The organism is Candidatus Seribacter sulfatis, from assembly GCF_964187635.1.
Taxonomy (GTDB): Bacteria; Verrucomicrobiota; Verrucomicrobiia; order Opitutales; family Seribacteraceae; genus Seribacter; species Seribacter sulfatis.
In genome coordinates, this window is record NZ_CAXLMO010000018.1 from 1 (window position 1) to 18,576 (window position 18,576).

Genomic DNA, 18,576 nt, shown 5'->3' on the forward strand with positions numbered 1-18,576 from the left:
CTTCTGGTTTACTTGATGTTGGGTATGGTCCCGACAGGGTAAATCTCAAAAAGGGGCAGTATGTACACGACTCTGCAAACAACGAATATTTTGCAGTTAAGTCCGATTTTTCTTTCTCTTTAACAGATCCCGATATTCAAGCTACTCACTTTAGTGGAACTTCATTAAATGTTGTCGGATTGACTGAGCGATCTGATGGTAATGTTTTCTTATTAGGTGATACATTACCTACAGAAGGCAAGGAACCTATTTACTCCACAACTAGGCAACTTGAAGCGAAGTCTGGTGACTACATTTACGATCCCGATAACAACGATTTTTATATCGCTAAGCAAGATATTACCAAGCCTGCATCCTGGGTCACTGGAGTGCCAGTTTCCTCCGGTGAGATGTCGACCGCAAACGGATTACTTTATTTTGCCAATTCCTCAATTACCGCAGAGAGCAATACCCTGGAGAACTTTGGAACCAACTGGACTACGGCATCAACATGGCAGGAAGGCTTTGCATTTAGCGCAGGAGACCATGCTTATAAAGACGGTATTTACTATACTACTGCCACTGATCTTTCCCCTACAGATAATACTGAATTAGATTTTGCATCGAACTGGACGGCTCAGACACTGCCTGATTATTCATTGCAAGAGGGTGCATTTTTTAGCAAAGTAGGAAGTTCCATATCGGTAAGTGGTCCACGTTCTGCTCAGCAAGGAGATGATTGGACTCCTAACCTTTCTTATGATTATGGACAAATTGTTTATCATGAAGGAAAGTATTTTCAGTGCCAAAAAAATAATTTTAATAATTACCTGAATATCCCAAGTCTTTCTGGTGATCTTCCACTTGTTACTCCAAGTGATGTGAATGTACCTACAATTAGTGGTCAATTGGTTGCAAACGATGTTTGGTTACAAGTCGAAAAGCCTCTTAATCATGTGTTTAAGTTTAAGGTTGAAAACTCAAACCGCCCTGCTGTCGGAATCCAACCAGCAGGCAGTTCGGGGATAGATGCAAAAGCAGAGGCTATTGTTGATTCTGAAGGCGAAGTTGTTGGACTGAAAATTATCGAACCTGGGAGATATTTCTTCGGTTCATCCAGTGGTGGTGAAGTTCCTCCTTCATTCCAAAAGGCAAAGGTTATTTTATCTGATGGGCAAGAGATGGAAGCAGATATACTTTGGGGGCAAAATCCAAGTGATCCTGGACCTTACAAGATTTTAGGATTCGATATTTCAGGAGATGTTCCCCTCAAGGGAACCGCAATGAGTGCTAGTATCGGTGACAGTTTTTCTTTTGCTACTGGCACTAAAACATTTTTAGATCATCGCGATGCAAAGGGAAATGTGATCAATATTTCATACACTGGCAGTGATAAAAATTCAGAGTACTACATCGGAAATGAGAGTAAGTTGTCCGGTTTTCTTGATGCAGAAAATAACGGAACTAAAGAACTTGGTGATGTCGTTAATTCCCTTGTAGATCTAAGAGATGCCTTGTCCAATGCTACGCCCTCGCATTATTCGCAAGCTGTTGAGGATGAGGAAATGGAACTACTTCAACAGGAAGACAAGTTGATTAACAAACTTGGAGAAATTTCTGCAAGAATGGTACGTATGGAAACAGTCAAGTCTCATGATGAAGACTATTTTGTTCAACTCGACCAGAGAATATCTAACGATGTTGATATTGATTTATCCGAAGCAATAATGAGATTGACTCGCTTATCCACTTCATACCAAGCTGCTTTGCAAATTGGCTCCCAACTTTTAAACACTTCCTTGTTGAATTATCTATAATTCTCAGAGATGAAACTTAAAGTAGACGATGATTCAAATGTCCCGGAAATCGGGCATGCAGAAACAAGAAGCGAGATAAAACTTCCGCAGGGTTTATTTGGTTTCGCAGAGATTCGTTCGATGGAATTAGTTTTTGACCAAGACGAACTTCCCTTTATGTGGCTACGCGAGCAAAAGCAGGATGGACTTGCGTTTATTGTTCTAGAACCAGGAGGAATTATAAATAATTACTCTGTCGAGATTGCAGACGCAGATGTCAAACTCCTAGATATTACTGGTCCTGAGGATACTATGATTTTGAATATTGTTACATTACCTCCTGATCAAAGTGGGAAAATTTGTCTTAATTTAGTCGGTCCTATCATTGTAAACAGAAGGAATTTGACTGGAAAGCAATGTATCATCAATAACCACGAAGAATTTTCAGCTCGCCATGTTTTAGATGTTGGCGGAGAAGGTCTCTAAATTGCCTGACCGAGACTAATGCTGATATTATCTAGAAAAGTTGATCAAGGAATTAGAATTGGTGATGAAATAGAAATTTCTATTACCAAAATTGAGGGGGATTCCGTTAAGATTGGGATATCTGCACCTCGTTCAATTTCTATTCTTCGACGAGAAATTCTTGAGGAGATGCAATCTTCCAACATTGCTGCTGCTGTTACTAATGTTCCTAAGCAGAGCACTCTTAAAAGTACATTGGCCGCGGGTTCGGCAAAGCAATTAATTGCACAGATGAGGGCCAAGAAAGCGGCTAAAGAATCTACACAAGAAAATAAATAAACTTTCTTTTCACTTTAAAGAATTATAATTATGGCCGTATTTAAGCCTTTCAGAGCAATTAGACCCAGTGCTGATCATGTTAAGGGGGTAGCATCCCGCCCTTACGATGTTTTAAACTCTAATGAAGCGAGGCATGAAGCGGAAGGGAACGACTTATCTTTCCTTCATGTGGTAAAGCCTGAAATCGATTTACCGGTTGATACAGATCCGTATTCAGATGCGGTTTATGAAAAAGGAAAAGTTAATTTTCAAGATTTGATGTCCCGTGGAATCCTTAACCAAGATCCTGATTCATCATTTTACATTTATCGATTAACTATGGACGGTCGCAGCCAAACGGGTTTGGTTGGCTGTTGTTTTTTTGAGGAATATTTTGATGGAATTATAAAAAAACATGAACTGACTCGACCGGTGAAAGAAAATGATAGAGTTAGGCATGTTGAATGTTTAAACGCGAATGCAGAACCCGTCTTTTTCTCATACCGAGGCAAAAGTTCAATTAATGAGTTTGTTCGCCATAAGACAACAGAAACTCCTGAATATAATTTTATTGCCGATGACCAGATCAAACACGAACTTTGGCCCATTTCGAATACAGAAGATATCAAGTTTATTACAGATGCATTTAAAGAAGTGCCTTATCTTTATGTTGCTGATGGACATCATCGCACTGCTGCGGCCGCTCGGATTGGGAAAAAGCGCAAAGAGGAAAACCCTAATCATACTGGTCAGGAGGAATATAATTACTTCCTCACCGTTCTTTTCCCTGATGATGAATTAAAAATCTTCGATTATAATAGATTAGTGAAGGATTTAAATGGACTGAGTCCCTTAGATTTTCTGACTAAATTAAAAGATTCTTTTATTGTTTCTCAGTATGGTGACGGCGATCCACAACCAACAATGATTAGAGAGTTTTCTCTCTACTTGGAAGGTCAGTGGTATCGTTTACTGGCAAAAGATGGATGCTGGGATAAGAATGACCCCGTTGGCGATTTAGATGTTACCATATTATCAGAGAAGGTACTGACTCCGTTACTCAATATTATTGATTTAAGAAAAGATAATCGCATTGACTTTGTTGGCGGAATCAGGGGATTAAGTGAATTGAAGAGACGAGTTGATTCTGGTGAAATGGTCGCTGCATTTGCATTGTATCCTGTAACGATGGAACAATTATTAACTATTGCTGACGCCGGGGAGATCATGCCTCCCAAGACAACTTGGTTTGAACCTAAATTAAGAAGCGGCCTTTTCGTTCACGATTTAGAATAGATTAATCATCTAAATTGATTTTCTTTATCAAAAGATATCAATAATTGTAAGCATGAACCTACTAATTCTTAGTTCATCCACTGGTGGGGGGCACAACATGCGGGCAAATGCCTTAAAGTATTGGTGGGAGCAAAACGGTGGATCGGCAAAAATATCACAGCCTTTAGAAAGTAGTTTTATTTTATACCGAATGGGTAGTAATTTTTATAACTTTATACAAAAAATCTACCCTGCATTTCATTTCATTTATTTCAATTTCCTAGAAATTGCTTCATTGCATCGTTATAAAATGTTAATTCTTGGAGCCACTTCCTGGTTTGAGGAAATTGGTCGTTTTAAACCAGATATAGTCGTCAGTGTTCATGCACATCTAAATCATGGGTATTATGAGCTGCTACAAGAGAGATTTTCTAATAATTTAAAGTTTGTAATTTATTGTGGTGAACTGGCGGATGGAGTTGGTTTTAGTCGTCATTGGGTAAATCCAAAAGTAGATTATTTTTTAGGTCCATTTGAAGAAACTTGTAATGCAGCGATCAAGAGGGGGATGCCTGCAAATAAAACTCAAGTCGTCGGTCCACTTTTAAGAAAAGCTTTTTATGGGGAAATATCTGAACAACAGAAAAGAAGTATTTTAAGTAAGCATGATATATCGCATAATTTACCAATATTCCTCTTGGGCACTGGAGCAAATGGAGTAAATCGGCATCTTAATGTGTTACATTCGCTTCAAAAATATAATTCTGATTATCAGGTGGTCGCGTTGTGTGGAAAAAATGATAAAATTTATAATGAAATACTTAAAATAAAAGATTTATTTAAATTTAAAATTATTCCTCTCCGGATCATTGGTGATGAAGCGATGGCTTTATTGTTGCAGAGTGCTTCTTTTTTATTTGCCCGCCCTGGGGCGGGAGCCACGACTGAAGCAATTGTTTGTGGAACCCCAATTATATTTGATATTTCTCGTGGAGTAATGCCTCAAGAAATAAACAATCTCAATTTTTGGAGGAATCGAAGTGATTCAATTGTTTTATGTCGTAACCCTAAAATTATTAATCAATTAATTGAACCGAGATTACCTAAAATTAAAATTGGGATAGACTCCTCTCCTCAGGTATTAATAAATCGGTTGATTGAAATCTGTGGATGTAGCAAAAGATAGATTGGTACCTTATGCAGCAGCACTGTCTCTCGAGGCTGCTAGTTCGGAAATTATGAACCTCTTTCATGTTGGTAAGTTGTTAGAGGTTACCTTGCTTGACAATTACTACATTCAACTTGGGGGGAAGGGGCTTTGCTTTAAAGAAAGTAAACTGTTAAAAGCGGTTAGCACTGGGTTTGCTTTTCCTCGACTTCTTCCTCTTTTCGGTAATTTTAATAATGCATTTACTTCAATCTTGATGTTATTAAAAATTAAAAAAATTCTATCAGCAAAACTTTTAAATAATCAAAGTATCTCGGTTGCATTACGAGCTGGCTTAGCGGGGACTGCTGCATTTGCTAATCATGACTTAAGGTGTAAGGAATTGCTAAGTAATGAAAAAGAAGGCCGTATTTTGTTTAAAGTTTCTGGAACTGACATTGCGATATGGTTCTCCTTCTCCCAAAATGATCTTTGTCGTGTTGATTCTGGTGTTATGGATTATGAGCCTACTGCCGTTTTCACATTTCTAAGCCTTAAGGTAGCCCGCGATGCAATTAGTGGTTGGTTTGATCATTTAGGCGGTCCTGCATTAGGGGAAGCTACAATTTCTGGAAACCTTCCATTATTAGATAAAATAGGGTATATTTCGCGAATAGCACAAAAAACGATACCCTCTATTATATGAGTTTAAAAAGAGATACTTCAGATAGTCTGTTTTCACGTGCATTGAAGGTAATACCCGGTGGGATTTATGGACATGTTGCTCCAATTGCTGGATTGCCGAGGCATTTCCCCCATTATACTAAAAGTGCCTCGGGGTGTCGGTTTGAAGATGTGGACGGTAATGAGTGGCTTGATTTTATGTGTGGATTTGGTGCAATTTTACATGGGTACTCAAATTCTGAAATCGAGGAGTCTGCCAATGAGCAACGATCGAAAGGGGCAGTATTTAATCAACCCAGTCAAATTATGGTCGAACTTGCTGAATTGTTGACCACTAATATCAATTTTGCAGATTGGAGCGTTTTTGCAAAGAATGGATCCGATCTTACCACCTGGGCAATTCGTGTAGCTCGTGAAGAAACTGGCCGACCATTTGTAGTAAAAGCGAAAGGAGCTTACCACGGAGTAGATGCATGGTGCGATCCGGGATTTGGTGGACGAGTAGAGAATGACCGCTCTCATGTTTTAGAATTTTCCTGGAATAACCTAGATGAATTTCGTTCGTTGTTAGAAAATTATAGAAATCAAATTTCTTCGGTTATTTTAACTCCTTACCATCACGCTGCATTTGGTCCTTCTATTTTACCTGATCATAACTTTTGGCCTGTTGTGGAAGAGGAGTGTAAAAAGAATGGAATAATTTTAATTTTAGATGATGTAAGGGCAGGGGGGCGTTTGGATGATTGCGGTTCCCACAGATATTTTGATTTCACACCTGATTTATCGGTATATTCTAAAGCGTTGGGGAATGGTTTTTCAATTTCTGCTTGTGTTGGTAAGGAATTTTTAAAGGCTGCCTCAAAAGAAGTTTTTTTGACAGGTAGTTGCTGGAATGATGCCGTTGCCATGGCGGCAGCTCAAAAATCAGTTCAAATTTCACAGCGTGATCAGGTTGCCCAATCAGTACTAAAAAAAGGAGACTATTTTTGCGCAGGATTAGTTGCCTGTGCTCAGGATTTGGGTTTGCCTTTTACTATGACTGGTCCTTCCTCCATGCCATATCCTTGGTTTGACGGAGATGATGATTTATTTCTTATTCAGAAATTTTGTGAGTTGGCAGCGGGTAAAGGTTTATATTTCCATCCCCATCATAATTGGTTTATTTCCAATGCGATGGAGTATACTGATTTAGATTTGGCCTTAGAACTCGCCGGGCAGGCAATGAATGAGTTACAAAATCTTAATTAAATTTTTCTGTAAAAAATCTTATCAAAAATTCTTCTTCGGGGTTACATTCAACGATTGAATCTTCTAGCCTCCAAAGAAGTTCTCGAAGTTCAGAAAATGCTTTTTTTATTTCTTGAGAGCTTGGCTTTTTTCCTGGTGAGAGAATAGGCATTATCGAAAAAGCAAAATCACCCAAAAGAGATGCAATATCACGATTTGCGAGAATAATTCTCAAGGAATTAAGCATGGAATTTCTTTCACTTGTTGTTTCCGCAGGTAATTCTGACCAAGCCTTGTCGCATAAAGTAGTTAATTGAACAAGTAGTTGATTTAACCCCAATCCGCTTAGACTTTTTCGAAGTGTGAGAAGACTGTTATCGAGCGAAACAAAAGGAGATATGCTTTCGTTCAGTACTTCCTTAAGCTCTTTAATTTGTTTGGGGTGTACCAAGGTAGCACCCTCCAGTTTTGCACCTCGGTCATTAAAATTTATTACGGTTTTATTACCTGAAATCTTTTTGCAGTAGTCGGAAGTTTCTTGCCAGTCAGAAAGAAAAGGAGTCGGGACTGTTTCGTCATAATTACCAGGGATGCGATGGTAATGAGATGCGTGAACTTGAATATGGGATCGGTTTGTATTTTCAGCATAACGGTCTTGACCATCCCCGCCTCCCGCTAAATCGAGACCAATTGTGAGAATCGCTGAAGTATTTAAAAAATCAGCAAATGCCAATGCACTCAAGCCTGCGTTATTTATTGCAAGATGGTTTGTTTTGGATATTCCTTTTTCTGCAAGCCAATCTTCCGTAATCACACGTCCCGATAAATAAGCACAATTTTCTCCCCAATGTTTCCTCCAACTATCATGGGATTGGGTGGAGAGTATAGCAATTCCGGGAGTGTAATCTGGATCGCTACATGAATCGAAAGTTTTTTGTGGATCTATGCTAACAACAAAATCAGGATCCATTCCTGCACTCTTTAATGCCTTGAGGCTACTGTCTGCAGCTACAATTATGGGCTTGGGAATATTCGAATTAAGTAATGTTAAAGTAACATCAAGTGAAGGCCCGGCACCAACAACAACAGCTAAGTTCCCTTGTCCAAGTGAATTCCATTCATTGGGTAATCTTTTAGTTAGGTAACCGGCCAAGTTCGTGAATATTTGTCTTTGCCTTAAAAAGCCGGTTTCCGAGCGGGTACGCCTTGCGCGCATAGTGGAATCAATTTCAGCAATTACAAGGTCTAGAATTTTTGTATATTCAGTGGGATTATCTTCCTCAATCTTGTTACTTACTTTTACAGAAGGAGGGGTGTGATAATCGAGAAGTATAAAAGTTTCCAAAGCACTTTTAAATGTGAGGGCATTCTTGCTCCGGCTAATATTCTTCACATTTGAAGGTAGGGGCATATCTTGCTGAATCGGAGGCGAAAACCATAAAATTCCTACAGGAAATTTCTCCGATTCTTCCAGTAATTGATCTTTGGAAAGTGGACCGAGCAAAATTACGGATTTTGCACCACTTGAATCTGACTCAGAAAGCCACTCAGTCGTCATATTGTAACGAAATTTAAAATTGAAAAGAAATTGTACAAATTATTATTCTTAAATGAACGGTCGATCTTTCGAATCGACTAAATTAACTATTATCTTTCTAATATGTAATTACTATGTTTAACGACAAATCAATTCTTGTAACTGGTGCGACTGGATCGTTCGGACAAATGTTTGTTAAAACTATTACTGAGAGATTCAATCCTCGTCGTGTAATTGTTTATTCTCGTGATGAGTGGAAACAATCTGAGATGCAAAAAGATAAAGCTTTTACCCAGGGGCAGGTCAGGTTTTTTCTTGGCGATGTTCGCGATAAAGACCGTCTTTGTCTTGCCATGAGAGGTGTTGAATACGTTATTCATGCGGCTGCACTTAAGCAAGTCCCTGCAGCGGAATATAATCCGCATGAATTTATCAAAACTAATGTAGATGGTGCAACAAATGTAGTAGAAGCTGCTTTACATGCGGGTGTGAGCAAAGTAATTGCATTAAGCACAGACAAAGCGGTCAATCCAGTCAATTTATATGGAGCTACCAAGTTGTGCTCGGATAAGGTTTTTGTAGCGGCTAATAGTTATGGTGGAGAAAGTGGAACAATTTTTTCAGTAGTGAGATATGGCAATGTAGTGGGAAGTCGAGGAAGCGTTGCCCCATTATTTGCAAATCAACGCGAGTCTGGTTCCCTCACGATTACTAATCCGGACATGACTCGTTTTTTAATCACTTTACAGGACGGGGTTGATTTTGTGTTACAATGCTTAGAACAGATGGTCGGAGGCGAACTTTTTGTTCCTAAAATTCCAGCCTGTTCCGTTGCTGATATTGCCAATGTAATTGCTCCTGATTGTAAGTGGAATACCATTGGACTAAGACCCGGTGAGAAGATCCATGAAGTACTTATTCCAGAAGATGAGTCTAGAAATGTCTTAGAGTTTGATAATCATTTTGTTATTCAACCAATCCAATCTTTTTGGGGTAATAAAATAGGAGTTTTAGGGGGAGTTCCTTGCTCCGACGGATTCAAATACGCAAGTAATTGTAATTGTGATAACCTGACTGTTGAGGAATTAAGAGTCCTGCTGTCTGATTTTTTACCGCCCCCCCAATCTAGCTGACAGCACCCATTTCTCACGGTGGAGATTCTCACCAAAATTACTGATCTTAGTGAACCGCCTTTGGTTGTTGCCGAACTATCGGGAAACCATGGGGGTAGTATTGATAAAGCATTCCAATTGGTAGAAGCTGCAGTTGAAGCGGGTGCAGATGCAATTAAATTGCAAACTTACAAACCAGAAACAATAACAGTTAACGGTAAAGATGACCGCTTTTTATTAAAAGAGGGATTATGGAAAGGTCGTTATTTACATGATCTTTACCAAGAGGCAATGACTCCATGGGATTGGCACAAGCCCCTTTTCGATAAAGCGAATGAACTTGGTGCCTTTTTGTTTAGCTCTCCATTTGATGAAAGTGCGGTCGATTATTTGGAGTCTAATCTTGATCCTATCTTACACAAAATTGCTTCTTTCGAATTAAATCATTTTCCTTTGTTAGAAAAAATCGGAGAGACGAAAAAACCAGTCCTTGCAAGTGTGGGAGTCTCGAGTGAGTGGGAAATTAAAAAAGCAATTTCTATATTAGAATCAAAGGGCTGCCCCCACATCACACTTTTGCATTGTGTAAGCGAGTACCCGGCTCAACCCGAAGATTTTAATTTGGCTTCAATGCTAAACCTAAAAAAATATTCGGATGACATATCAATTGGTTTATCTGACCATTCACCTGGCCATACAATTGCAGTTGCAGCGACTGCTTTGGGAGCACGAGTTATTGAAAAGCATTTTACTTTAGATCGAAATGAAGACTCGATTGATGGTGGATTTTCTATGCTACCCCACGAATTTAAATCCTTGGTGGATCAAGTCAAATGTACTCACTTGGCAGTGGGAACAATTGATGGTTCAAATCATAAGGTTGAAAAGAAAGGATCCTTTTTTAAACGTTCGATTTTGGTCTCTAAGGTAATTCATCGCAATGAAACACTGACTACTAATAATTTAAGAGTAGCCCGTCCTGGAGATGGTTTGTGTCCTAGCTTATGGAATGAAGTACTAGGGAAGGTAGCCAATCGAGATATGATAGTTGGACATCCTTTATCCTTAGATGATTTTCAAGATAAATAGCATTAATTTTAAATAAATTAGTTCATTTTTGCATTAATTGGGTAAGTGATGCTATGTTTATAGGTGACCCATAGTAAAATCGAGGAGCTTAATATACCAATTTTTACGGGATCCACTGATGAACGCCTTCGCCAAGCATGTTGTTGGGTTTCAACGCGATGCCCCGGTCGATCGCTCACACTTGAGCAAATTGGCAATATTATGGGCGTATCAAGAGAAAGAGTTCGTCAAATTGAAGCACAGGCACTTCGCAAGCTAAGGCATCCATCACGTATTAATATTCTAAGGGACCATCAAGCTTAATACAAAATTGGATTATTTAATGAGAAGGCTGAGAAGTTTCTCTTTCAAAATTATCCAAATAGCCTATTCTTGAAATTAGTGAGCAATGATATTAATAATCTAAATATTCAAGATGCCTTTTTATTGCTCAACGGAATTTCGAATGTGGGCCCAGTTTCTGCGAGAAATTTAATCCAGTATTTTGACGGTGACCCGACGGCAATCTTCCGTGCTAATAAATCGGAATTATTTAAGGTCAATGGTGTTGGAAATAAAATTGTTGATTCTTTGATCAACCCCAAAAACCTGGAATGGCTTTGTTCTGAAAAGAAGAAAATTGAAAATCGTGATGCTTCTTTTATTTCACAGCCTGATTTACCATCAATTTTATTGGAAATTTATGACCCCCCGATCGGGCTTTATGTATCTGGTAATCTAACAAACCGGCCTTTCGTCTCGATCGTAGGTACGAGAAACCCGACAATGTATGGCCAGAAGCAAGCGAGGGAAATAGCGTCTTATTTAACTGAAGCTGGTTTTTGTATTGTGAGTGGTATGGCTCGTGGAATCGATACGGCAGCACATGAAGGTGCCCTAGATGCAGGTGGCCCAACAATTGCCTTTTTGGGGAGTGGTTTGGACATTGTGTACCCGCCTGAAAATATAAATTTATATCAACGAATTATTAAACAAGGGGCAGTTATTTCAGAATTTCCTTTTGGGCGAAAAGCGGATCGCAGGACATTCCCTATGCGTAACCGTTTAGTTTCTGGAGTAGCACAAGGAGTTATTGTGGTAGAATCAGCGTCATCAGGGGGCAGTTTAATCACTGCACAATTTGCAGCAGATCAGGGAAGAACTGTCTTCGCTATACCTGGGCGCATTGATCAACCCAGTTCTGCCGGTTGTCATAAACTGATTCGAGAGGGAGCAACACTTATCCGTTCTGCAGTCGATGTGATTAAAGACCTACGCCCCTACATGAATGAAGAGCAGTATTTACTTAATTTTGATAATGATAAAAAAGAAACTTCTCTGGAAAACGCTTCCTTTCAAAATTTGAACAAAAGTGAGCTGAAACTTGTCAATGAATTGAAAGAGGGAGAGCAACTTTCACTCGATGAATTATCACATAGAACAGGGTTATCAATTGCTGAAACAATGTCCCATTTAACTCTGCTAGAGCTTAATCGTTACATTAAAAAATATCCGAGCGGGAAATACGAAATTATTTAACCCTGCATCGTATGTTTGAATGTAGGGTATTACTTTTAATTTTCAATAATTCGGATTTTACCTCTTGATTTAAAGAAAGTTTTGAGATGGGGTTAAGAAACTGTTTTTCAGGTTCAAAATATGATTCATGCTGTAGCCATTACCTCTTCTCCTCATTGGCCTTTATTTGTACTTTTGTTAAGTGTTTGTTGGGTCGTTTTTGGAATTACAAAACTTAAAATTCATGCATTTTTAACTTTAATGGTCGCGGCTATTTTCGTTGGAATGCTATCGGGTCCTTTACCTGAGCTTTCGATTGAAAATAAAGGTCTTTTTCACAATCGAGTAGATTTACCAGCCTCTTCAGAAACTGATTATACTTTGGCGATCAAATGGTCCCTTCTTGGATTTGGCAACACAGCAGGCGGAGTGGGTTTAATTATCGCACTGGCAGCAATTGTTGGAACTTGTATGATGAAAAGCGGGGCTGCTGATCGGGTAGTTCGTTTTTTACTTTCTGTTTTTGGAGAAAAATATGCTGGTTTTGTTCTTCTACTAAGTGGATTCCTACTATCCATTCCAGTCTTTTTTGATACCGTATTTTTTTTATTAATTCCAATAGCTCGTGCAATGGCCGTCCGTGCAGGAGGTAAATATTTATATTTTGTATTGGCAATGGCAGGTGCCGGGGCAATTACTCACTCGATGGTTCCTCCTACACCAGGACCACTTATGATCGCGGATGGATTGGGTCTCGAGGTTGGTGAAGCGATGGTTGCTGGTGTAATCGCGAGCATTATACCCGCCTGTTTAGTTCTGTATTTAGCCAAATGGTTTGATTCAAAATATAATTTCCCGATGCGTGAAGTCGCGGGTTCATCCAAGAAGAGCCTGGAAATAATTATAAATAAATCCGATGAAGACTTACCCTCAGTCTTTTTATCCTTTCTACCGATTGCTTTACCCGTGGTTCTTATTTCTGGATTATCAATCTTGAATCTGGTCAGAATGCATTATACTAATTTCGGTGGTTTGGACTCTGGTTTGGGAGCCGGTTTTTTCTCGGTACTTTCCTTTTTAGGTGAGCCTAACATGGCAATGGCATTGGCTGCTGTTTCTTCGGTTTATATTTTGCTGAAGCAATCAATCCAAGATAATGGAGGTAAAGGTGGGGGGCTTACTTCATTGCTATCCAAAGAACTTGAAGAACCTCTTTCGACCGCCGGAATGATTATATTGATTACGGGTGCAGGGGGTGCATTTGGCGGGATGGTTCGATTAAGTGGAGTGGGTAATTCAATTGAAAACCTTTCAAGCGAATTGAATCTTTCCTATGTCTTACTTGCCTGGTTAGTAACCGCAATTATCAGAATTGCCCAAGGCTCCGCTACCGTGGCAATGATAACTGGGGTTGGTTTAATGGCTGCGGTAGTAGGCGATGGGAGTGTTCTTTCTTATCATCCATTGTATATTTTTTTGGCAATCGGGTTTGGTTCAATAACGCTTTCGTGGATGAATGATAGCGGTTTTTGGGTGGTGCAACGATTAAGTGGCTTGACTGAGCAAGAAACTTTAAAAACCTGGTCCCTCTTACTCACTGCCATCTCATTATTGGGGTTAGCTATTTGCTTAGTAGGGTCTTATCTATTGCCGTTACAATAATGGTAGGAAAAGTGAAAGTAATTATTAATTTATTAGTTCTTTTACTATTTCTGAATTCTTTTGATTGCTTTTAACCATTACAGCACTAAATTTAGCATTTGTTTAGGGGAGTCACTTAGGCGTACGACTGAGAGGCTTACACGATCCGTAAGCGACCCTTAGAACCTGATGCGAATCCGTGCGCCGTAGGGAAAACTCGACAATTCTGTCGAATTTTTTCTGGCAAATTTAATTTATAGCCATGATAAAAAAAGTAGAAAATCAATCAAAAGCAGAGCATAGCTCCTTTGCCAATTCTCATAAAATTTATGTTCCGGGTGAATCCGTTGGCGTTCGAGTGCCGATGAGAGAAATTTCACTTTCGCCGAGTAATTTACCAGGCGGTGGAACAGAGGAAAATGAAGCAGTACGGGTATATGATACATCGGGAGCATGGGGTGACCCCGAGTTTCATAAGGATTCAACTAAAGGGCTTCCCCTGTTACGTTCCGATTGGATTAACCAGCGTAATGATACTCAAAAAATCGAGGGTCGATCCTCTCAGCCTATTGATAATGGTTACCTATCAGACAAACATGCTGACAGGTCCGATGAAAGGTCTCAGGAATTGCCAGATTTTGATATTTCTCAACGAGTGGTATTACGTGGGAAGTCGAACAAGGCAGTAACCCAACTTCAATATGCCAGAGATGGAATAATTACACCTGAAATGGAATTTATTGCCATTCGGGAGAACATGAAGTTGCAAACTTTGGCTGAGAATCTTGAGACTTCTCCCGATGCGGTAAGGAATTCGCTCAATCATCAACATAAAGGACAACCTTTTGGAGCTTCGATACCGACTGAAATTACACCTGAGTTTGTTCGGAGTGAGGTAGCTCGTGGGCGTGCAATTATTCCCGCCAATATCAACCACCCGGAACTGGAGCCAATGGTGATAGGGCGTAATTTTCTTGTTAAAATAAATGCTAACATCGGGAATTCAGCAGTAGCTTCTTCTATCGAGGAGGAGGTTGAAAAAATGAGATGGGCCACGAAATGGGGTGCAGATACATTAATGGATTTATCAACTGGCAAAAACATCCACCGTACCCGTGAGTGGATTATCCGAAACTGTCCTGTTCCGGTCGGTACAGTTCCTATCTACCAAGCATTGGAAAAAGTAAGAGGAAAGCCAGAAGATTTAACCTGGGAGATCTTTAGAGATACTTTGATCGAGCAGGCAGAGCAGGGCGTTGACTATTTCACAATTCATGCGGGTGTCCTCTTACGATATGTGCCAATGACGAGTCGTCGTATGACTGGAATTGTGAGTCGCGGTGGTTCAATTATGGCCAAGTGGTGCTTGTCTCATCACAAAGAAAACTTTTTATACGAGAAATGGGACGAGATCTGTGAAATAATGGCAGCCTATGATGTCTCATTTTCGATCGGCGATGGTCTTCGCCCAGGTTCTATTGCAGATGCAAATGACGAAGCTCAATTCGCAGAATTGAAAACCCAGGGCGAATTAACAACACGAGCGTGGGATCATGGAGTCCAAGTCATGAATGAAGGTCCAGGGCATGTGCCGATGCACATGATTCAGGAAAATATGGAAAAACAATTAGATTGGTGTCATGAAGCACCTTTCTATACATTAGGACCTTTGACTACTGATATTGCACCTGGGTATGACCATATTACAAGTGGTATTGGAGCCGCAATGATTGGGTGGTATGGGTGTGCAATGCTTTGTTATGTAACCCCGAAGGAACACTTAGGTTTACCAGATAGAGAAGATGTTAGAGAGGGTGTGATTACTTATAAACTAGCTGCCCATGCGGCCGATTTAGCTAAAGGTCATCCTGCGGCTCAGTTTCGCGACAACGCTTTGTCCAAGGCACGGTTTGAATTTCGTTGGAAGGATCAATTTAATCTATCTCTTGATCCGGAAAAAGCCCTAGAATTTCATGACCAGACATTGCCTCAGGAAAATGCCAAGACAGCTCATTTTTGTTCGATGTGTGGACCTCATTTTTGTTCGATGAAAATTAGCGAGGATGTCCGAGAATATGCGCGGGAAAATGGGTATGATAGCGATGAGTCCGCAGTTATAAAAGGAATGGAGGAGAAGTCTAAAGAATTTCTTTCTTCTGGTGCCGAGATATACTTACCTGAAAATAAAAAGTGACTGTTTTTGTAAATGATGAGCCCAAGAAAATAGATTTTGGACTATCGTTAAAATCTTTTCTTTTGCAAATAGATATGGTTGATCTTTCGGGGTGGGCGATTGCTTTAAATGAAGTCGTCGTGCCCGAAGGTGAAATCGGGGGCAAAAAATTATCGGATGGCGATCGTTTAATTCTTATACAAGCGACGCAAGGCGGATGAGTGATTTGCCTAGCATCATTTTAATTTCTCCTTCTTCTCAGAAGTCTGGGGAAATTGAGTTGTTATCTAGGTTTTTCGATGCGGGCTTAATGAGATATCATTTAAGAAAGCCCGATTGGACTGCTGACGAGTTATCCGAATTCCTTGATCAAGTTCCCGATCAACATTTACCAAAGATTGTGGTCCATCGTTGTCCCAGTTTGTTGAATGATTTTCCACTTGCTGGGTATCATCATAGATCTACTGAATCATTACTTGATGTTGAAGGAAGTCGCAGTCGTTCCCTTCACCAAATAAGTGAATTAAAAAACCTGGAAAGTTCCGTGGACTACGCTTTTTTTGGCCCCGTGTATCATTCAATTTCGAAAAAAGGATACACTCCCAAAATATCTTTGAGCGAGATATTCGCTTTTTTTAATTCGGGTAAGTTAAATGAGTTAGTAAAGGTGCCCAAAATATACGCACTGGGTGGAATCAGGAGAAAAAAAATAAAAAAACTTGCGGATATCGGATTTTATGGAGTTGCACTTCTTGGTTCAGTGTGGGGCAGTCGCGACCCGCTTCATTCTTTAAACGAATTCCTCAAGATGGATATTGAATTCCTGTTGAATAACAGACTGCAAACTCAAGAAAATGCCTCGATTCAAACCTGAGCTAGTTTTTTCCTGATGAATCAATTCGGGCCATTAATTTGTATAACAACTGATTCGAGTGCATTAGCCCATCATGAGCAAGTTGACATTTTGATTAGTAGGGGAGCAAGATTTATTCAGATAAGAACGAAGTTATTGGATCAACGCGAAACACTTTTACAGGTTGAAAAAGCTTATCATTATGCCGAACAAAGCGGCGTTGTTTTAATCATAAATGATTTTGTCGAGATCGCTCGTATTTCAGCTATCTCTGGAGTCCACTTGGGTTCTGGTGATTGCTCGGCATTAGATGCCAGGAAATTACTCGGAGAAGATGCAATTATTGGCTCCACTGTACATAATCTTAATGATGCAATCCAAGTCAGTGAAGAAGGAGTCAGTAATTATGTTGGCTTGGGACCTTATCGAAAATCAAAAACAAAACATGATTTGGACCCCATTTTATCGGAAAAAATTATTTTAGAAATCATGAAAGTTCTATCAGGTATACCCGTTTTTATGATTGGTGGTATTGAATTAAGAGACTGTGACTTAGTTTCTCACTTTGACTTAGCAGGAATTGCGTTATGTTCCGCATTATCAGGAGAGGGAGAGTATGCATCTTTTGTTCCTGACTTTATTAGTCAATTAAACTCAGTAGAACGAGAAGTAGCATGAGTGAAAAAACTGATAGCTTACCATTAGGTAATTTCGAGTTCGAATCTCGCTTGTTCGTGGGAACGGGGAAATTTGAATCGGGTGAATTGCTCGGCCAATCACTCTCTGCAAGTGGTTCACAGATGGTTACCGTGGCGATGAAAAGGGCTAACCCAAAAGCGAAAGAAGATTCGATTCTTGATTTTATCGATTCAAAATTCACCAAGATTTTACCAAATACTTCTGGTGTTCGAGATGCAAAAGAAGCTATCTTTGTTGCCCAAATGGCGAGAGAGGCACTTCAGACAAACTGGTTGAAGTTAGAAATCCACCCGGATCCAAAATATTTAATGCCTGATCCTATCGCCACTCTTGAGGCGACCAAAGAGTTGGCAAGTGAAGGTTTTATTGTCCTACCATATTGTCATGCGGATCCAGTTTTGTGTAAAAAACTCGAAGATGCAGGTGCTGCTGCCGTTATGCCGCTTGGTTCACCTATTGGAAGTAATCAGGGCCTTGAGACCCGAGAGTTTCTACGAATCATAATCGAACAGTCATCCGTTCCCGTCGTGGTAGATGCGGGAATTGGTGCTCCCTCGCAAGCCGCCGAAGCAATGGAAATGGGAGCAAGTGCCGTTCTTGTAAACACTGCCATAGCAGTGGCTCGTGATCCAGTTGCAATGGCTACTGCATTCAGTAAATCAGTTCAAGCAGGTAGGATGGCACATTTAGCCGGTATGGGTAAGGTGAGGAATAAAGCGATCGCCACTTCTCCATTAACTAGTTTTCTTTCCTGATTATTGGTATGGATTCTTTTTCTGATCAATTTGAAAAAATGAATTGGGCTGAAGTTTCAGCAAAAATTAATTCTACTAATAGTAAAAATATCGAAAGGGCTCTTGAGGGAGCGGGAGAAGGAGGAATGGATGATCTTGCTGCATTGCTTTCTCCATTAGCAAATAAGGAATACCTCGAGGATATGGCCCAGCTAGCCAATCGGTTGACGATGCAGAGGTTTGGAAAAGCGATTCGCTTGTTTGCTCCTATTTATCTATCAAACGAATGTAATAATGTTTGTGATTATTGCGGTTTTAGTATGGGGAATGATATCGCCCGTAAAACACTG

17 protein-coding genes and 2 pseudogenes are annotated in these 18,576 nt (G+C 39.9%); 18 read left to right on the forward strand and 1 reads right to left on the reverse strand.

Annotated features, from left to right (window positions below; genetic code table 11):
- From ACKPQ5_RS02495 to ACKPQ5_RS02525, 7 genes are all read left to right on the forward strand, one after another.
- Positions 1–1,796: hypothetical protein (locus ACKPQ5_RS02495; protein ID WP_407677515.1), on the forward strand; the 1,796-nt coding region annotated here is incomplete at its 5' end.
- 9 nt (positions 1,797–1,805) lie between these two features.
- The gene (gene fliW, locus ACKPQ5_RS02500) at positions 1,806–2,261 is read left to right on the forward strand and encodes a flagellar assembly protein FliW (RefSeq protein WP_407677516.1); all 456 of its coding nucleotides are present in this window, start codon (positions 1,806–1,808) and stop codon (positions 2,259–2,261) included.
- An 18-nt stretch (positions 2,262–2,279) separates the two neighbouring features.
- Positions 2,280–2,579: a carbon storage regulator CsrA gene (gene csrA, locus ACKPQ5_RS02505; RefSeq protein ID WP_407677517.1), complete on the forward strand. Its 300-nt coding sequence runs from the start codon at positions 2,280–2,282 to the stop codon at positions 2,577–2,579.
- A gap of 30 nt (positions 2,580–2,609) precedes the next feature.
- Positions 2,610–3,854, forward strand: a complete 1,245-nt coding sequence (locus tag ACKPQ5_RS02510; protein ID WP_407677518.1) for a DUF1015 domain-containing protein — start codon at positions 2,610–2,612, stop codon at positions 3,852–3,854.
- 97 nt (positions 3,855–3,951) lie between these two features.
- A complete protein-coding gene (locus ACKPQ5_RS02515) occupies positions 3,952–5,019 on the forward strand; it encodes an MGDG synthase family glycosyltransferase (protein ID WP_407677531.1) in 1,068 nt (355 codons plus the stop codon).
- Entirely contained in the window at positions 5,000–5,686 is a 687-nt protein-coding gene (locus ACKPQ5_RS02520; protein WP_407677519.1) for a hypothetical protein, read from the forward strand. The genes ACKPQ5_RS02515 and ACKPQ5_RS02520 overlap by 20 nt, the downstream gene beginning before the upstream one ends.
- Positions 5,683–6,912, forward strand: coding sequence for an aminotransferase class III-fold pyridoxal phosphate-dependent enzyme (locus tag ACKPQ5_RS02525; protein WP_407677520.1), 1,230 nt, complete (start codon positions 5,683–5,685; stop codon positions 6,910–6,912). The genes ACKPQ5_RS02520 and ACKPQ5_RS02525 overlap by 4 nt, the downstream gene beginning before the upstream one ends.
- Here the strand turns inward: ACKPQ5_RS02525 and ACKPQ5_RS02530 are convergent.
- Positions 6,905–8,449 carry a 6-hydroxymethylpterin diphosphokinase MptE-like protein gene (locus ACKPQ5_RS02530; protein ID WP_407677521.1) on the reverse strand — a complete coding sequence of 515 codons (1,545 nt, stop codon included), beginning with the start codon at positions 8,447–8,449 and terminating at the stop codon, positions 6,905–6,907. The genes ACKPQ5_RS02525 and ACKPQ5_RS02530 overlap by 8 nt on opposite strands.
- 113 nt (positions 8,450–8,562) lie before the next feature.
- On the opposite strand from ACKPQ5_RS02530, the gene pseB reads away from it, so the two are divergent.
- The 11 genes and pseudogenes from pseB to thiH form a co-directional block, all read left to right on the forward strand.
- Positions 8,563–9,561: a UDP-N-acetylglucosamine 4,6-dehydratase (inverting) gene (pseB, locus tag ACKPQ5_RS02535; protein ID WP_407677522.1), complete on the forward strand. Its 999-nt coding sequence runs from the start codon at positions 8,563–8,565 to the stop codon at positions 9,559–9,561.
- Positions 9,562–9,579: 18 nt separating this feature from the next.
- Positions 9,580–10,629 (forward strand): pseudaminic acid synthase, encoded by a 1,050-nt coding sequence (gene pseI, locus ACKPQ5_RS02540; RefSeq protein WP_407677523.1) that lies wholly within the window; start codon positions 9,580–9,582, stop codon positions 10,627–10,629.
- A 165-nt stretch (positions 10,630–10,794) separates the two neighbouring features.
- Positions 10,795–10,932: pseudogene (locus ACKPQ5_RS02545) on the forward strand (sigma factor-like helix-turn-helix DNA-binding protein); the annotation flags it as partial.
- Positions 10,933–11,010: 78 nt separating this feature from the next.
- A complete protein-coding gene (dprA, locus tag ACKPQ5_RS02550) occupies positions 11,011–12,147 on the forward strand; it encodes a DNA-processing protein DprA (protein WP_407677524.1) in 1,137 nt (378 codons plus the stop codon).
- A gap of 120 nt (positions 12,148–12,267) precedes the next feature.
- Positions 12,268–13,788: a GntP family permease gene (locus ACKPQ5_RS02555; protein ID WP_407677525.1), complete on the forward strand. Its 1,521-nt coding sequence runs from the start codon at positions 12,268–12,270 to the stop codon at positions 13,786–13,788.
- Positions 13,789–14,029: 241 nt separating this feature from the next.
- Entirely contained in the window at positions 14,030–15,961 is a 1,932-nt protein-coding gene (thiC, locus tag ACKPQ5_RS02560) for a phosphomethylpyrimidine synthase ThiC (RefSeq protein ID WP_407677526.1), read from the forward strand.
- A complete protein-coding gene (thiS, locus tag ACKPQ5_RS02565; protein WP_407677527.1) occupies positions 15,958–16,161 on the forward strand; it encodes a sulfur carrier protein ThiS in 204 nt (67 codons plus the stop codon). The genes thiC and thiS overlap by 4 nt, the downstream gene beginning before the upstream one ends.
- The gene (locus tag ACKPQ5_RS02570) at positions 16,158–16,814 is read left to right on the forward strand and encodes a thiamine phosphate synthase (protein WP_407677528.1); all 657 of its coding nucleotides are present in this window, start codon (positions 16,158–16,160) and stop codon (positions 16,812–16,814) included. Before thiS ends, ACKPQ5_RS02570 begins: the two co-directional genes overlap by 4 nt.
- 15 nt (positions 16,815–16,829) lie before the next feature.
- Positions 16,830–17,471 carry a thiamine phosphate synthase gene (locus tag ACKPQ5_RS02575; protein ID WP_407677529.1) on the forward strand — a complete coding sequence of 214 codons (642 nt, stop codon included), beginning with the start codon at positions 16,830–16,832 and terminating at the stop codon, positions 17,469–17,471.
- Positions 17,468–18,247 carry a thiazole synthase gene (locus ACKPQ5_RS02580; RefSeq protein WP_407677530.1) on the forward strand — a complete coding sequence of 260 codons (780 nt, stop codon included), beginning with the start codon at positions 17,468–17,470 and terminating at the stop codon, positions 18,245–18,247. The genes ACKPQ5_RS02575 and ACKPQ5_RS02580 overlap by 4 nt, the downstream gene beginning before the upstream one ends.
- 38 nt (positions 18,248–18,285) lie before the next feature.
- Positions 18,286–18,576, forward strand: a pseudogene (gene thiH / locus ACKPQ5_RS02585) (2-iminoacetate synthase ThiH); the annotation flags it as partial.

What these genes read in the sequence shown, in the direction of transcription:
- fliW (WP_407677516.1), top strand. Translation starts at nt 1,806, where the DNA reads ATGAAACTTAAAGTAGACGATGATTCAAATGTCCCGGAAATCGGGCAT.
- csrA (WP_407677517.1), top strand. Translation starts at nt 2,280, where the DNA reads ATGCTGATATTATCTAGAAAAGTTGATCAAGGAATTAGAATTGGTGAT.
- ACKPQ5_RS02510 (WP_407677518.1), top strand. Translation starts at nt 2,610, where the DNA reads ATGGCCGTATTTAAGCCTTTCAGAGCAATTAGACCCAGTGCTGATCAT.
- ACKPQ5_RS02515 (WP_407677531.1), top strand. Translation starts at nt 3,952, where the DNA reads ATGCGGGCAAATGCCTTAAAGTATTGGTGGGAGCAAAACGGTGGATCG.
- ACKPQ5_RS02525 (WP_407677520.1), top strand. Translation starts at nt 5,683, where the DNA reads ATGAGTTTAAAAAGAGATACTTCAGATAGTCTGTTTTCACGTGCATTG.
- ACKPQ5_RS02530 (WP_407677521.1), bottom strand. Translation starts at nt 8,449, where the DNA reads ATGACGACTGAGTGGCTTTCTGAGTCAGATTCAAGTGGTGCAAAATCC.
- pseB (WP_407677522.1), top strand. Translation starts at nt 8,563, where the DNA reads ATGTTTAACGACAAATCAATTCTTGTAACTGGTGCGACTGGATCGTTC.
- ACKPQ5_RS02555 (WP_407677525.1), top strand. Translation starts at nt 12,268, where the DNA reads ATGATTCATGCTGTAGCCATTACCTCTTCTCCTCATTGGCCTTTATTT.
- thiC (WP_407677526.1), top strand. Translation starts at nt 14,030, where the DNA reads ATGATAAAAAAAGTAGAAAATCAATCAAAAGCAGAGCATAGCTCCTTT.
- ACKPQ5_RS02570 (WP_407677528.1), top strand. Translation starts at nt 16,158, where the DNA reads ATGAGTGATTTGCCTAGCATCATTTTAATTTCTCCTTCTTCTCAGAAG.
- ACKPQ5_RS02575 (WP_407677529.1), top strand. Translation starts at nt 16,830, where the DNA reads ATGAATCAATTCGGGCCATTAATTTGTATAACAACTGATTCGAGTGCA.
- ACKPQ5_RS02580 (WP_407677530.1), top strand. Translation starts at nt 17,468, where the DNA reads ATGAGTGAAAAAACTGATAGCTTACCATTAGGTAATTTCGAGTTCGAA.